At 41.7% G+C, this 15,760-nt stretch carries 8 protein-coding genes and 2 pseudogenes; 3 read left to right on the top strand and 7 right to left on the bottom strand.

Going from position 1 to position 15,760, the window contains the following annotated elements:
• Positions 1–6 precede the first annotated feature (6 nt).
• Positions 7–671 (top strand): annotated as a pseudogene (locus MSSIT_RS13740) (IS481 family transposase); the annotation flags it as partial.
• Positions 672–767: 96 nt separating this feature from the next.
• Here MSSIT_RS13740 and MSSIT_RS13735 read toward each other — a convergent pair.
• The 4 genes and pseudogenes from MSSIT_RS13735 to MSSIT_RS13720 all read right to left on the bottom strand — a co-directional run bounded on the left by MSSIT_RS13735 (position 768) and on the right by MSSIT_RS13720 (position 5,200).
• Positions 768–1,658: a phosphoribosylaminoimidazolesuccinocarboxamide synthase gene (locus MSSIT_RS13735; protein ID WP_048173081.1), complete on the bottom strand. Its 891-nt coding sequence runs from the start codon at positions 1,656–1,658 to the stop codon at positions 768–770.
• A gap of 179 nt (positions 1,659–1,837) precedes the next feature.
• A pseudogene (locus MSSIT_RS13730) lies at positions 1,838–2,758 on the bottom strand (class I SAM-dependent methyltransferase).
• Positions 2,759–2,831: 73 nt separating this feature from the next.
• Positions 2,832–3,557, bottom strand: a complete 726-nt coding sequence (locus MSSIT_RS13725) for an SAM-dependent methyltransferase (RefSeq protein ID WP_231589834.1) — start codon at positions 3,555–3,557, stop codon at positions 2,832–2,834.
• A gap of 479 nt (positions 3,558–4,036) precedes the next feature.
• Positions 4,037–5,200 (bottom strand): hypothetical protein, encoded by a 1,164-nt coding sequence (locus MSSIT_RS13720; RefSeq protein ID WP_048173079.1) that lies wholly within the window; start codon positions 5,198–5,200, stop codon positions 4,037–4,039.
• 637 nt (positions 5,201–5,837) lie between these two features.
• Between MSSIT_RS13720 and MSSIT_RS21360 the strand changes: the two genes are divergently transcribed.
• Positions 5,838–8,969, top strand: coding sequence for a PAS domain S-box protein (locus MSSIT_RS21360; protein WP_052721657.1), 3,132 nt, complete (start codon positions 5,838–5,840; stop codon positions 8,967–8,969).
• 360 nt (positions 8,970–9,329) lie between these two features.
• Here MSSIT_RS21360 and MSSIT_RS13710 read toward each other — a convergent pair whose 3' ends face one another.
• Positions 9,330–11,063, bottom strand: a complete 1,734-nt coding sequence (locus MSSIT_RS13710; RefSeq protein ID WP_156158864.1) for a PD40 domain-containing protein — start codon at positions 11,061–11,063, stop codon at positions 9,330–9,332.
• Between the two features lie 322 nt (positions 11,064–11,385).
• Here MSSIT_RS13710 and MSSIT_RS13705 point away from each other — a divergent pair, with 322 nt between their 5' ends.
• The gene (locus MSSIT_RS13705; protein ID WP_231589833.1) at positions 11,386–11,952 is read left to right on the top strand and encodes a putative ATP-dependent zinc protease; all 567 of its coding nucleotides are present in this window, start codon (positions 11,386–11,388) and stop codon (positions 11,950–11,952) included.
• A 337-nt stretch (positions 11,953–12,289) separates the two neighbouring features.
• Here MSSIT_RS13705 and MSSIT_RS13700 read toward each other — a convergent pair whose 3' ends face one another.
• Entirely contained in the window at positions 12,290–13,288 is a 999-nt protein-coding gene (locus tag MSSIT_RS13700; RefSeq protein ID WP_048173075.1) for a phosphotransferase enzyme family protein, read from the bottom strand.
• A gap of 216 nt (positions 13,289–13,504) precedes the next feature.
• Positions 13,505–15,700 (bottom strand): DEAD/DEAH box helicase, encoded by a 2,196-nt coding sequence (locus MSSIT_RS13695; RefSeq protein WP_048173073.1) that lies wholly within the window; start codon positions 15,698–15,700, stop codon positions 13,505–13,507.
• Between the last annotated feature and the right edge of the window lie 60 nt (positions 15,701–15,760).

The raw sequence follows: 15,760 nt of genomic DNA, 5'->3' as shown, positions 1-15,760 counted from the left end.
AACACTGAGATTCTCATCAAAGGCAAATATAATCGTAAGATATCTCATAACAGAATCCATAACTATCTACTTAGCATGAACCTTGCCAAGGAAAACCGGAAAAAGAAACATAGAAGAAAATGGTGTAGATACGAACGTGAACACAGCATGTCTGCTGCACACATCGATTGGCATGAAAACCCTCTGTTAGGGCTGCAAGTCTGTGCCATTCTTGATGATTCATCAAGAATGATAATTGCAGGAGGAGAGTACGTTCATTGCAACACGGAGAACACCATTACAGTGATCGATGAACTCGTCAGAGAGTACGGGGACATATGCCCTTTAAGAGAGCTCATTATGGATCATGGAAGTGAATTTGGAGCTCACAGAATCAATAAGGATGGTTCATGGGATAGTGACTTTAAAAGATGCATTGAAGAACTTGGAATCAAACCAATACTTGCAAGGGTAAGACATCCTCAGACAAACGGAAAATAGAGGAATGGTTCGATACATATCAAAGGTTTAGAGGAGAATTTGAATCATTCGAAGAATTCGTACAGTGGTATAACAAGAGGCCTCATGGAGCTTTGAAACTTGAACAGTTAGAATCGCCACAGGAAGCATTCTGGAATAGATTACCAGTTGAGGCAAAGTTCAGAATAGGAGTGAGATTGTTTGGGTGGTGAAAACATGGACAAAAGGAAAAAAGTTTCAAAGCGAAATTATTTCAGGACAAAACATGCAATTCGCGGGTAAAATCCTATTGATGCAAGGATTGAAACTTATAATTCCTCAGTCATGCCTGCCAAAGTTGCATAATTTTCTGCTACCTGGTCCAGTGGGTTACCGTCCCTGAAACACTGTTTGTCAAGTTGTTTTTCGGGATTGCCTCCGGACCAGATGCGCCAGCTGTCGTTGTCGATGACATCGGCGATTACGATCCTATTATTATCAAGTCGCCTACCTACCTCGATCTTCAAATCCACAAGCTCCATTGGGCCATATGTGGTCATGATCTTGCGCCATGCATCTTCAAGGGCAAGGAACGTAGGCAGCATGATCGCTTGCACTATGTAATCAAGCTCTTCCTGGCTGCATGCAGGTTTCATTGACAAGATGGGCTTTGACTTGGAAAGCTCTTTTTTAGATGGATAGAGAAGCCACTGGTTCTTATCTACCTTAATGTAAGGATCCGTATATACTCCCTCCTGCCAGATTCCATTATGCAAAAATTGTTCCCTTGCTGCTTCCTCATCAATTTGATAAGGTTTATCGGTTACAGGAAAACCCACAACTGACAATTTATGAAAAATTTCCCAGACAGGCTCATCGAACCGGTAAGCTGTACCTTCTTGATTTCCATACTCCGGATGACGCTGCAAATATGAGCCCCATGCATAGCGGCGTACAACCAGTTCAAGAGGAAGCATTTCACACTGGGAGCACAGCAGCGTGTTGGGTGAGGTGCGTTCGATAAATGCAGTCGGCAGCCCCTTCCTGTTCAACAGAGAAAGGATATTGGCTGCCTGAGTTGTCTTGTGGATACCTATACCTGCGATTGTCTCACGCCTGGCAGCATCGCCTCCGGTGAGGACGTCCCGGGTCTCCAGAAAAACTGTGTTTTTCCTGGGGCCAGGCAGTATGACTTTAGTCTTACCCTGGGATATGATCATAAACTACGTGATTGCATGCACTTTATAAAAGGTTATTGGAAAGAAAAGAATTGATATGCCTTTATCGAGCGTCTTGATCTTAAGAAACAAAACATCTGATCGGATACCGGGAGGCCTGAATGGTCTATGGCGCAGACAGGGCATAAAGCGGCACAGTGGCCGCATGAAAAAAACTCAATTTATTCGATCACTGCGTGAGCGAAGAATAAAAGATCGCATACTTCCCTATCTTTATTTATCCCATGGAAGTACATTTTCCTGTACTCCTCAGCAGTCACGTTCTGAACTCCGGAAAATCCCCGTTCGACAAGAAAAGCCTCGACCATTCCTTCCCTGATCCCGAACTGATGGGGTTCTCCCTGTTGTTTCGTATAATTCCGGATGTTTTTCCCCGCTTCCGGTTCGCATGTCCCGTCAACAACGGACTCAGGGTAGTAATCAAACAGGATAGCATTGCCTTTTCCCGAATTTTTTGCGATAAAAGATAATGTCTCATCAACGGCCTCAGGAGGAATATATATAATGAGCCCTTCCAGAAGGAAAAGAGTTTTCAGCGACCTGTCGTATCCCTGCGCAGCAAGCTTTTCGCCAAAGTTGTCGGTTTCGAAATCAACCGGCACATAGATAACGTGATCCGGCAGGGAACCAAAGATTTCTTTGACCTTTTATATTTTTACACTCTGAGTATCTTAGTGGTCCACTTCGAAAACCCTGACTTTCCCTTTCAGCCCTTCAATCCTGTACGCCCTGGTATCATATCCCGCGCCAAGGATGACCAGTTGACGAAGCTCTTCATCGACTGCTGCCCTGACAAAATCGTCAAAGTATCTGACTCTGGCCCGAATAGAATTGCCGAGACCCGGGAAAAGACGCTCCATCTGCTCCACTGCTGCTTTTGCCTGTTCGGGATATTTTGCTGCATATTCCAGGATTGCAGGGTTGACAAAATGAACGGCATACGGATCATAAAATATCCGTTCTTCTTCGGACTTATTTGATTCATCGACTCGGTGGAGGGTAATTCCCTCAGCCATTTTACTGGGTCCTTTTCTCTTTGTGTGCGTTTCATTTGAATTCGTGGAAATTTCCGGTCCTTGCACTGTCTGCTCACCTCTTCTCACATAAACATCAGAAAGATCTAAGCAGGCTGTTTTTTATTCGGTTGTTTTTGATTTACCTGACCACCGCATAGGCAAACGAGATTACGCTACTAACTACACGGCTCTCGTTTTTACCGTGAAAATATGCCTTTTTATAGTCCTCACTGGCCATGTTCAGGATTCTGGAAAATACTCTTTCGGAAAGAAATGTTTCGACTTCCCCGTCTCTGATAAGGAACTTAAGGGGTTCCCCTCGTTTTTTAGTGAAATTTCGGATGTTTTTGCCCGCATCCGGTGCAGTTTCTCCGGCATTTACAGATCCGAGGGTACCATAGTCGAAAATAACGGTACTTCCCTTGCCTGAATTCTGCGCGATAAAAGACAGTATCTTATCCACAGTCTCAGGCCGGAGATACATTACCAGCCCTCCCATGACAAAAAGGATCCTTCCGGTCCGGTTGTATCCACCTTCGGCAAGGCGCTGACCAAGCTTATCAAATTCCAGGTCGAGATAAACGTATGCGACGTGGCCGGGGAGAGAACCGAAGATCTCCCTGACCTTCTCTATTTTCACACGCTGGGTGTCAGGGTGGTCCACCTCGAAAACTTTGATGTTTTTTAGCCCTTCAGTCCTGTAGGCACGGGTGTCGTAACCTGCAACTGTAAAACTTATAGTGAATTCCGTCCCATTATTCCTTTTCAGTTCAAGTTCTTCATTTAGTTGGTCGACAAGAGCAGTTACAAGCTGAAGCCCAAGACTATCGAGATCTTCAATATCGAGATTTCCAGCAATCTCCACGCCGTTATCCGAGACGGATAGAATGAAAGTGATACTATAGTCCTTTTTTTACTGGAAATTGTTCCAATTCTGTTTTCATAATTCCTTTCAGGCTCTTTTTCTTTAAAGGCAAAGCATTATTTTTACTCATTGTTACAATCACTCACAGGAAAAGCGGTAGTTTAGTTTAGAATAACATATAATTAAACTTAGATGTTAATTACTAGTAGGTTATAATAATTATAGGTATCTTTGGCAATAATAGATAAAATATGATTTGTAATCTATTATGTGTCTTAAAATAATTAAGTTATCTTAAATTACGACATGCTTAACATTAAACTAAAAAGCCAAGTTATTTAGACTAAAATTATAAAATAATTTTTATTATCTTGCGTATTGAAATCATAACCCTTAGGATATCAAAAAGAAAATAAAGGAAAAAAGAAAGTTCCTTCAAACAGGAACTCCAGAAATCTTATTCACCGCCTTCTCAGGGCTTATTCGGGAGAAGAGGAGGATATACCCGGATCAGTTACCATATACTCGTAGAATGCGCTTCCCATTTCAAGATTTTTCCTGTACTTGATTGTTGCTTCATCGGGCTGGAAAGCCATGAAATCGACAAATCCTACAGGCTGCCCGCTTGGTAGGGAGGTTTCATCAAGTTGAACCACACTTTGAGCATTCATGGAAATTTCCAGGCCGGGAGTCGAGATTTCAAGTTTTGAAGGTCTTTTCACGGTACGGTCCTTTACTTCAACGTACTCCCAGTTTTTTTCATCGACGTTGACCTGGTCTCCGAAGTATTCTGCTATTATCCTACCTGTATGTTTGTTTATAAGTGTCAAATGCTTGTATGTGTAATTCTCATAGCCGTCATCCATGCTTCTTACACCGTAGAAAATTGTCTGGTATTTATCCGTTGTAACTTCCGACCAGCTCCACCCATGCATTTCCATTTGCCATGTAGCTTGGTCATGGGTATAGGGGATCATGTGGTCGAAGTACCCGTTAGTCTGCATAACCCTGTATTCCTTGCCGTCAATCACCACACTGCCTCTGAGCTTTCCGTAAGCGTATTCATATGTGGTGAAATTCACAGGCTCTATGGCACTATCGACTGTTTTTTTGACACGAGGCTTGAAAAACAAATTTAGTTGCATATTATCAAAGGAGTAATTCAGCATGTATCCTCTGGCTCCTGATCCATAAAATCTCTTTAAGCCATCAGGATAAGTGAAGTTAAGGTAAGGCACATGAAACTCGATGTAATTTTCAATACTGGACCTTGGCACAAGTGTCCGGGTAAAATTGTGAGTAGCGTTTTCTTCATAGGGATAAAGCCCGTAGAATGTAGACAAGTATGACAAATTGGTGCCTGAGGCATCTTTGAGTTCCGGAGACTCCTGATGAGCCATTACGATAAAGAAAGCAAGTTTCTTCTTTTCTCCATCCTTTGCAACAAGCTTCATATCCCCATTCTGATACCACCATTCCGACATAAAGGTAGCATTGAAATCGGTATCATTGTGCCCTCCTTCAGTGTAGTCCAAAAATGCTACATTTTTTGAGTTTTTGCTGCTCGACTCCGCGTCTGCCATACTTGCGGTGCAGAGTGTAAGAAGCAATAAAATCATCATTTTCAAGTATTTTGGGTTCAAATAACTCTCTCCTATTTGATTAACTCATATTCAGTAAGCTATTTTCCTAAATTTCAATACTTTCCAAAATAGAGCATACTTTTCATATAATATTACAATTTTACATGTAAAAAATCTTTCTCTATTAATACGTCTCTCTATGTTATGTTCAATCTTAAATCTGTGAGTTTTGTGGTTTGAAAACTAATCAAAAAAGATCATGTTTCGAGTTGTCTGGCAAGAAAACAGTCCTGAGGTCTGATATTCTGGATCCTCTGGCGCTCTAACCGGAAGTGAGAAAAGGATAGTTACAGGTAAGAAAAGGATAGTTACAGGTAAGAAAAGGATAGTTATAGAACAGTCTGTATTTTTTCAAAAATGAATTAATGATACAAATCTTAAATAAGAAGTTATTTACATCTTTTTTATAAATATATCATTACAAGATAAGAACGTCGTAATATCAATATTTATCTGCTCAGATTTTACTCATAGAAGCTGGTAATATTTAATTGTATGAATGAATCGCAGTATTGGAGAAGTGTTCCTCCCAGCAGAGATCATGTGCAAAGGATAATTTGATGGATATTATATACTTGGAAATTAAAATGGAGAAAATGTATAATTATCTGTGTTTCACCTGCAGGAGGATAAACGTGTGTCTATCTCTGGATTCGATATAAGTGACCAGAAAAATAAGGAAAAACTTCGGGATGGCGAAGAACTTTACAGAGTGCTCTTCGAGAACAGCAATGATGCCGTTCTTCTCACTTCTCCTGATGGAACAGTTTATGCGGCTAATTCCGAAGCCTGCCGGATTTTCGGGATGACCGAGGAGGAAATCATACGGGCTGGGAGATCCGGAGTTGTAGACACATCCGACCCAGGATTCAAGCTCATCCTTGAAAGAGCCAGAACCGGAAAGTTCAAAGGGGAGCTCAATTTTAGGAGGAAAGATGGTACTATCTTTCCTGGAAAGTTATCAACTACGTTTTTCTCCGATAAGGATGGTCAGGTGAAAATGGTCATGATTATCAGGGACATCACAGAGCGCAAGCTGATTGCAGAAGAGATGCGGAAAAGTGAAGAGCGTTACCGGATGCTGTTCACAAATATGACAGATGCCTTCTTCCTTGCAGAAGTAATTTACGATAAGGACGGTACGCCCTGTGATTATCGTTTCCTTGAGCTTAATCCTGCTTATGAGCTTTATACTGGCTTAAAGAAGGAACAGTTATTAGGTAAGACGGTACTTGAAGTGTTTCCTGATGTTGATCCTGTAGGGCTAAGGGAATATGGGAATATGGCACTTTCTGATGTACCGACTTATTATGAAGTCAAGAGTATGGAGGTCAAAGACAGGTCTCTTGATGTCTATGTGTTTAGCCCTGAAAATGGAAAGCTTGCGTTGATTTTCAAAGATATCACTAAAAAAAGGGAGACGAAAGAAGCTCCCGGAAAGACCCACGATAATTTAGAAGAAAAAATTATAGAGCGAACGGCAGAGCTTGAGAAGGCTTACAGTTATTTGAAAGAAAGTGAAGAAAGTCTTGCTGAAGCTCAACAAATGGCTCATATTGGAAACTGGAACTGGAACATTGTAACTAATAAGTTACTCTGGTCTGATGAATTATATCGCATTTTTGGACTTAAGCCTAAGGAATTTGAAGTGAATTATGACCTGTTTTTAACTTATGTGCACCCAAATGACCTTAACTACGTAGATAAAGCCTTTAAAAAAGCCTTAATTGGTGAACCCTTTGACATTAATTATAGAATCATCCTAACTGCCGGGTCTGAGCGTGCAGTCCATGCAAAAACTGAAATTATTTTCGATGAGAATAACACACCTATCCGAATGAGAGGAACGGTTCAGGATATTACCAATCGCAAACAGATGGAAAAGGCATTGCGCGAAAGTGAAGAAAAATATCGTAACATCGTTGAGACAGCAAATGAAGGCATATTCTTGATGGATGCTGAATTCAATATTACTTACGCTAATAAGAGAACTGCGGAGCTAATGAGGTACGCTCAGGAAGAAATTATTGGTAGACAGGTAATGGATTTTATTTGTGAAGAGAGCAAACCTACCGCTAGAAGGAATCTGGAAAAAAGGCGTGACGGTATTAGCGAAATCTATGAATTGAAGTTAATGTGCAAGGACGGCTCACTCTTTTGGGCATTTATAAGCGCTAAACCGTTATTTAATAAGGATGGTGATTTCACCGGCTCTCTTTGTATGTTCACTGATGTCACCAAAAGAAAAGAAGTTGAGACAAAGCTTAAGGAAACTCTTGACAATTTGGAAAACTTAGTAAAAGTACGTACGGAAGAGCTTGAAATAGCTTTTACTTCATTGAAAGAAAGTGAAAGAGGGCTTGCCGAAGCTCAGCAAATGGCTCATATTGGGAACTGGAACTGGGATATTGTAAATAATAAATTGCTCTGGTCTGATGAGTTATATCGTATTTTTGGACTTAAACCTGAAGAACTTGAAGTGACTTATGACCTGTTTTTAACTTATGTGCACCCAAATGACCGGGACTACGTGAATGGTGCCTTTAAAAAAGCTTTAAACGGGGAACCCTTCAACATTAATTATATAATCGTCCTGGCTGACGGGTCTGAGCGGGCAGTCCATGCAAAAACTGAAGTTATTTTTGATGAAAGTAACATCCCTATTCGAATGAGGGGAACAGTTCAGGATATTACTGAACGTAAAAGAGCGGAAGAACAACTCCGTGAAAGTGAGGAAAAGTACCGCAACATCGTTGAGACAGCAAATGAAGGTATATTCTTGATGGATTCTGAATTTAAGATTACTTTTGCTAATAAAAGAACTATAGAGCTGATGGGGTACACTCATGAAGAAACTATCGGTAGACCGGTAATGGATTTTATTTGTGAAGAAAGCAAGCCTATCGCCGGAAGGAACCTGGAAAAAAGGCGATGTGGTGTCAGTGAGGGCTATGAATTGAAGTTAATGTGTAAGGACGGTTCACTTTTTTGGGCACTTATAAACGCGAAGCCGTTATTTGATAAAGACGATGATTTCATTGGTTCACTGTGCATGTACACCGATATCACCAAACGAAAAGAAGCTGAGGAAGCCCTGGTAAATATTGAGAGTGCTCGTAAAAAAGAGATTCACCATCGCATTAAGAATAATTTGCAAGTAATCTCATCCCTGCTGGATTTACAGGCTGAAAAGTTCAAAGACAGAGAGGATATTAGGGATTCGGAAGTTCTTGAAGCCTTCAGGGAAAGCCAGGATCGTGTAATTTCAATGGCTCTTATCCATGAAGAATTGCATAGAAATGAAGGGCTTGATAAACTTAATTTTTCACAGTATATTAAGGAACTTGCGGATAATCTCTTCCTTACATATAGTCTTGGAAATGACGGCACCAGATTTTATAAAGATATAGAAGAAAACATTTTCTTCGACATGGACACTTCGGTTCCATTAGGCATTATCATCAATGAACTTATTTCAAACTCTCTCAAATACGCATTTCAGGGAAGAAATCATGGAGAAATCCAAGTTAAATTGCATAGAGCAGAGGATAGAAAATACGGAATAGAGGAACGTAATAGTACCGCTTATGTTCTGTTTGTCTCAGACAACGGCATTGGCGTTCCCAAAGATCTGGATATTGAAGATCTTGATAGTCTAGGACTTCAGCTTGTAATTTCTCTTGTTGAACAGTTGAACGGAGAACTTGAGCTAAAAAGGAATAATGGAACAGAGTTCACTATAAGGTTTACAGTAACAGAAAAGAAGTAACAGAAAAGAATAATCAAGCATCAGTTCCAGCTCAACAATAACTAATTCAATAAGCAACTATCCAAAAAATCAATAATACATATTGTAAAATGTGATAGGAGTATGCCGATATGCGCTTCCCTCATTCTGCGCATAAATCTTCATTAATTGAGATCCTTGTATTAATTCTCAAACTCTTTTATCTCACTTCATCACGGTAATCCGCACAAGTGCGATTGCTGTCGCCGGTGTCATGGCACAGGTGATGCTTGCTATAGATGATGTAATGCTTGAAAAAGCTCTGCTTATTCGATTACTGCATGGGCAAAAGAACAAAGGGGTGGGAGAAACCCACCTTTTAAAAAGTTAAACACGTGTACCTTAAACACGTGTACCGTTCCAGTTTCCGGACCAGTCTCCCTCAGAACCGTATTTCCACTTCCCGCTGAATGATTTACAGTCATCGGCCATGGAAAACTCAAAGGTTCCTTCGGCTTTGCCCGAAGAGTAAGACCAGTTCCCTACAAGCTTTTTGTCAGAGGCAATAGCCTGAATACCCTGATCCTGATAGGGCAGGTTGCCAGTGTATATTCCTGTAACACTGTTGCCTGTCTGCTCCAGGTCCATGAACCCATGGTTAGTATCCCAGATACCACTCCAGCTGCAAGCCTCTTCCTCAGGCTTTTCCATGATATTAACGTTCACTAAAAACGATCCTGTCTCATTTGTGCCCAGATAGTGGAACGAATCCGGAGAGTCAAAGACAAGGGCCGATCCGGAAAATCTAGACCACGGATTTAGTTTTCTGGTCCCGTCTACCACGATGAATTGCGCCTTTCCTCCATCATTAGCGGTATAGACCACTTTGCCGTCCGGGCTGAATACCGGACCGTACAGTATTCCCTGATGATGCCGATCATGAAGATACTGCTCCATTTCCTTTCCGTCGGCCACGACAAATTGCATATCTTTACCGTCTCGGGTGTCTCTGGCTGCATATGCCAGATGTTTGCTGTCAGGGCTAAAAGTAAGGCCCCGGACAGCCGAGTAGTTACTGCCCTCATTCCCGTCCAGCACCACATGCCAGCCGTCATCTTTGAGGGCAGCGTAAGCTGTGTGATTCGAATCCGGGCTGAATATCGGCTCTCTCACATCACTGTAGTTCTTCTTTCCTTCAATCCCGTCAAGCACTACAAAATAACCTTCTTCCTCGCTCTTTGCCCGGTAAGCCACATGCCGGCTGTCCGGGCTGAAAACGACTTCTCCAATCCCACGATACTCTTTTCCATATACTTCATCAACAACTATCCTGTGAGGGTCATAAAAAGAGGAGCCATTTTGCATCTCGAAGGCAAATCTCTGGCTGTCAGGGCTGAAGTATAAACCATATATAGCTCCATTATTTCCCAGTTCCAGGATTTTGTTATTTAGTACTGTGTAGACCGGAGAACCTTTGTAGAGATTATGGCTGGAGTAGGCCCATCTATTGCTGTCAGGGCTGAAAACAAAGCCTCCACCGTTAGGCTTTAGCTCCTTACCGTCCAGAATAATATAAGAAGAATCAAACCCTCCATCTTCGTCGATAGCATATGCCAGATGTTTGCTGTCCGGACTAAATCTGGGAACACCGGCAGCATGGTATAGATTTTCCTTCCCGTCTACAACTACTGCTGTTTGATTTCCGCTTAGAGCCAGGTATGTAACCCGCTTGCTGTCCGGGCTGAAGATAACGGTAGTCAACATACCATCGTACTGCTTACCCTCTGAATCATCAACGACCGCAATCCATTTGCCATCGGTTCTGGCAAAATAAGCTACTCGTGTACTGTCCGGGCTGAAAACAATATCTCTGATAAAATCATAGCTTTTCCCTTCGGTTTTACCCTCCGGACCGGCAACAATTAACGAAACACCCTTTTCGCTCTGATTCACGTATGCAACCCTGGTGCTGTCAGGGCTTATGACGTTGTTCCACGTGTTGTCGGTTATCTTCTGCCCTGAGAAAAGCAGTGTCCATGAGTCATTTCCATCGGCTATTTCTTCCGATGCGGCCTGGCAGCTTGCTACTGAAATCAACAAGAGTAAAGTTCCTAATAAAACGTACTTAACCTTCATAGATTAACCCCCACTTTCAAGCAATATCACGTACAAATATATATAGGACAGGATATATAAAAAACAGTCTATTTTGACGATATATATCAGTATATTTATACTAATATTGATCAAGATCAATAATTTTGAGCTAAGAAAACAGATTAACTATTTTCATCCTCTCCGAATAATTTGAAAAAACAGAAGTTTTTTCCTTTGTGCTGCGAAGTCCCGGACATTTTTTGCTTCCAGTTTGCATGTCCGTTCCGAACTCAAAATTTGTCTCTTAATGAAGAAAAATTAAATAGGCTTCGAGATTCAAACTCTTAGGAGGGTTATGAAAATGGATGATAAAGGGGATATAAATGTGGATGCTGAAATGGATGCTGAAAAAATTCTGGCGATCTTCAGGTTTTCAACCCTGGAAAAAAATATGATTTCAAGTTTTGGAATCCAGGGAGATCTGTTTCTTCCTTTTCTGCTTTCGCTGAAATCGGGGGGCTCGTGGAGTTACGCCGCCGAAGAGGCAAAAAGCATTGCAGTAAAGGACGTGATCACCTATTACGATGAAGATAACATGGCCGGCTATACTCTGGAAAAGATATACCTCTTTATCGATCCCGAAATCATAAAAGAGGAAGGAGTAGTCTTCAGGCTGGAAAAATGTGGGGAAAGGGAAGAAAGAGAACTGGTCGAACGGCCCTACCGCATAACCCTCCGGGCAAAAAGGGTGATATTTGCAGAGGTAAATCCGGGCCTGAAGGAGATCAGAATCAGGGAACTGCACAAAAAAACGATATTATTGAAAGGCACCCCGGCATATAGTGCAGCTCATGAGCTGGAACATCTTGAAAAGGGTGAGGTAAAAGGAACTCCTATATGGAAGTTTGAATATGTTAAAGACCAGTAAAAATAACAGAAGGAGATTAAGGGGACATCAAAAGTACAGGACCTGCACGGGTGGATTTTTGTTCCCAATTCTTTAAAATCGCAATAAAAGTAGCTCAATAGTAGTCAGTTCTGGTTATCTGAGCTTCTGATCCCCCGGTGAATTTTATCTTTAACAAGATAGAAGAGGCCTCCGTAGGAGAAAGCTGTGAGTATCGGGAATATAAAGAGTCCTCCTTTTGCTGTCTCGATCGCAGTTATTCCAATTATGTACCAGGGAATTAAGTATTCATGTGTTTTTTCGCTTCATGTTTCACATGGAATATTAAGAAAAGAAGTCAATGTTTTATAATACAAATCTACATACTAATATAATCCTGTCTTTTTTTCATTCTTGCTAAAATACTATCCTTCTTCCAATTTAGCTTTTCTTTGATTTTATTCAACCAATCCGGCTCATTATCCAGTATCTCGCTTGTGGAATGAATGATTCTTGTATAGCTATACAAATCAATAAATCTTCTGAACACAGGTAAAAGTGCTAGCATATTACTTGAGATCTCAAACTCTGTACAATAACCATTCAAAAATATTTTTCTGGCTACGGCAACTCTTTCCTCATCCATGAATTCTGCTAAAGAATCGAATACCTGCTCTATATCCAGAGCAAACCAGTGATATACTCCATCTTCAAAATCAATAACGTTACATGTCTCAGTTTTCACGTCATAAAAAACATTATCCGGCTCAAAATCGTAATGTACTAATCCAAAATTTTTCTGGTTTTTCGGAAGTGTTTCAAGAAGGTTTTTTACTTCTATGTATTCGTTCATCGCGGCAGTCTGTGCACCATATAAACCAAGTTCTTTTTCTATCCATTCCAGAACATCTTCATAAGTCCACTTTTTTACGGATGGTCTGAAATCTGAAGCCAGCCTGTGAAAAGTTCCCAGTGTCTTGCCATATACAAAAATGATATTGTCATTTAAGTCTGTATCTTCTATCGGAACTCCTTCTACTCTTTCAAATACACTTGCAAAATACATCCCCCACTCAGTTTTGATAATTTCGATCAGTTCATCGTTCAGTGAAGGCAATGGTTTTAATGCAGGAAAATTATGTTCTCTCAAATATTGAATAAACTCTATTTCTCCATATTCGTTATCTTTCATTTTTTCTTCAACAGGTGCCAAACGCAGGAAGCAAACATTATCATTATTCCTAAAGGGATAGATTGCATTCGATGAAATCCTAAAATATGGAAGTAATTCCTCTGCATTGTTTATCTCAGTTTTCCATTTTCTAATTCCTTCCACTGCCAGACTCTTGTTAAAAAATAAATATTTTAATTTTAACATAAGTTCAACCTATTTTTCATAATTTCTTCTGTTTAACTCTATCTGGTTCATTATACACAGATTTCAAAATTCACCAATCATTTTGCTGCTGTCTTATCTCTTCCGCTTTTTGGGAAGGGCCACCAGACAAGCTGGCGGAGGCGCCTATTACCTGTAGATTAAAAAACGGTTTTCCGGGGTCAAATAATATAAACCGATTGATCAAGGGTCATCAGATTACTTCTGCCTGATTATATTCTTGACCCGCCTGTCCCATTCCGTGGACTCGAAAAGCTCCTTCAGTTCCGGTGAATCGTCAATAAAGCAGAAGCCCCAGTAAACCGCAGGCAAAAACTCTCTTTTCCATTGGTCTTTCTTCTTTTTGTCAAGGAACTGGTAGGTCTCGGAAGATGAGAGGCGGCTTACGAAGCCGAGAACCTTGACGAGGTCAGGAATGGTCTTCTGGGCAGAGCCTATTTTCAAGCATTTAAGCCGGTTGCTGTCTATCTTTTTCATATCGGGTTCAAAGCCCAGGGTCTTAAGAATTTTATTTTTCTCGGGCATCGAAATGCGTTTTCCTGCATATTTCAGAGAATTCAGAGCCTGAAGTTTGAGGAGCCATTCGACTTCTCCGAAGACCTTGGGCTTGTGCTGCCTTGAAACATCCCCTAATCTGCGGTCTTCGTAGGCTTCCCTCTTGAGTTTATTTACCAGGTCACAGAGTGTGGAGAGCTCTTCGGCATCTCTCTGTTCCCGGACCCTGAATCTCAGGGCTCCTCGCATAAGTTCCCGTTTTTCTCGTTCAAAGGCACCTATGTCCTTTTCCTCGGTGATGGCGAGAAGGCGCGAGAAATATTTTGCCCTTAGAGCGGTCGGGGGGAGTCGGACAGGGACTTCTACTGCCCGTGCACCCTTTCTTCCCTTTCCCCTTCCCTTCTTTAAATTACTGAGGTCTACCTTGCTGATTTCGATTTTTCCTTCTTCAATTGCCAGGGCTGCATCTCCCTCGGAAAAAAGCTCTTCGAGGCGAATTTCAGGCTGGAGCATCTGCACCTGATCAACCTTTTCCCCGTTAAAAACCCCTTCTCCGAAACGCTGATAGAGTGAATCGATGCTGTCCGCGATCTCAAAAATTTTCCCCCTGTTCTTCCCGGAAACCGGGGAAAGCCTCGTAACCCTTCCCACCTGCTGTTCAAAGAGCCGCATGCTCAGGGTCGGGCGCAGCAGGATCAGAGTTTCAAGGCCCGGAAAGTCAAAGCCTTCAATCAGCATCCCGACCGTGCACAGGACGTAAGGCGGCTTTTTTATGTCCCTGAAAGCTGCAAGCAGGGCACTCTGTTCGTCCTTGGGCAGTTCGGAAGTTATGAAAGCAGCATCTTTGAACTCTCCTTCGGGAGTGTAATTGTCAAAATCGAGAGGTAAAACAGGGTCAGAGGCCTTTTCCAGCATTGAGGCAGAAATTTCTCCGTTGAAAACCGAGGCTGTGAGTTTGGCATGGAAAGCGTTGATTTCCTCTCCGTCCGCCCCGGCTCCGTAGACACGCTTCCGGACAGGGGCGCAGAAGACAAGGGTCTTTGCATTCTTCTGCTTTACCATCGAATCGTAGACATCTTTTGCGAGCTGGGTTCTGCGGACTACTTTTTTCAATTTGTCTGCGGTACTGCAGTCAAGGAAAAGGTCCTGCTTATCAAGTTCTTCCAACCCTTTTTCAAAGTCAAAGATCTCAAAGATATCTTCCGAACTTTCGGCAATCGTATACTTAAGGGGAGCGAGTTCTTCGTCCAGAATACACTCTGGAAGGGTCTTTGCGTAGACCTCACGCATATCTCCGGCGATCTCGTCTACGAATTTGACATTTCCGACCACGCCCTGGAAAGGAGTTGCAGTCATGCCCAGGATTTTTGTCCGTTCTCCGAACTCATTGAGAAAGTCATTTCCCCTGTTGTTGATGAAATTATGGATCTCGTCCACGATTGTAAGATCGGTATGTTTGAGAATCAGGTCTTTGATCTCGGCTCCCTGCTTTCCGAGTACTGTCTGCAGGGAGGCAAAAAGCACAAAACCTTTACCCTTTCCCTTTCCTATTACTTTCAAAATTTTAGCAAGTTCTTTTCTATCCGCCTTATTCTCGGAAGAGAGAAGAGCGCTATTGGGAAAGAGAGGTTGGTTTTTCTTCCTGTCATAATAAGTCTGGCTAAGAAGAGGGTTATTTTTTGAGACCAGGAAAAGCACGAGTTTTCCGTCGTCATAATATTTTTTCATTATATGCTTCGAAAGAAAAGTCTTGCCCCAGCCCGTAGGAACCTTGATGTAGCCTCTCTGATCGGTTTCGAAGTACTTCAGTATATCCTCAAAGATTTTCTTCTTATCTTCCCTCAAGGGCTCGAGCTCGACGGTTTCCATATCGGCTGCTGCTTCATTTGAAATTGTCATCAGTAAGCGATCCTTAAACTTTTAACTAGATAAATTTTTTAATGCCATCTCAAAACCAGA

The organism is Methanosarcina siciliae T4/M (assembly GCF_000970085.1).
Taxonomy (GTDB): domain Archaea; phylum Halobacteriota; class Methanosarcinia; order Methanosarcinales; family Methanosarcinaceae; genus Methanosarcina; species Methanosarcina siciliae.
Note: the sequence above shows the minus strand (reverse complement) of the source record. Positions and strands in the feature narration are given on the sequence as shown.

Bases quoted from the DNA above. Each gene is read 5' to 3' on its own strand.
- MSSIT_RS13695 (WP_048173073.1), bottom strand. From the start codon at position 15,700: ATGACAATTTCAAATGAAGCAGCAGCCGATATGGAAACCGTCGAGCTC.
- MSSIT_RS13700 (WP_048173075.1), bottom strand. From the start codon at position 13,288: ATGTTAAAATTAAAATATTTATTTTTTAACAAGAGTCTGGCAGTGGAA.
- MSSIT_RS13710 (WP_156158864.1), bottom strand. From the start codon at position 11,063: ATGAAGGTTAAGTACGTTTTATTAGGAACTTTACTCTTGTTGATTTCA.
- MSSIT_RS13735 (WP_048173081.1), bottom strand. From the start codon at position 1,658: ATGATCATATCCCAGGGTAAGACTAAAGTCATACTGCCTGGCCCCAGG.
- MSSIT_RS13705 (WP_231589833.1), top strand. From the start codon at position 11,386: ATGGATGATAAAGGGGATATAAATGTGGATGCTGAAATGGATGCTGAA.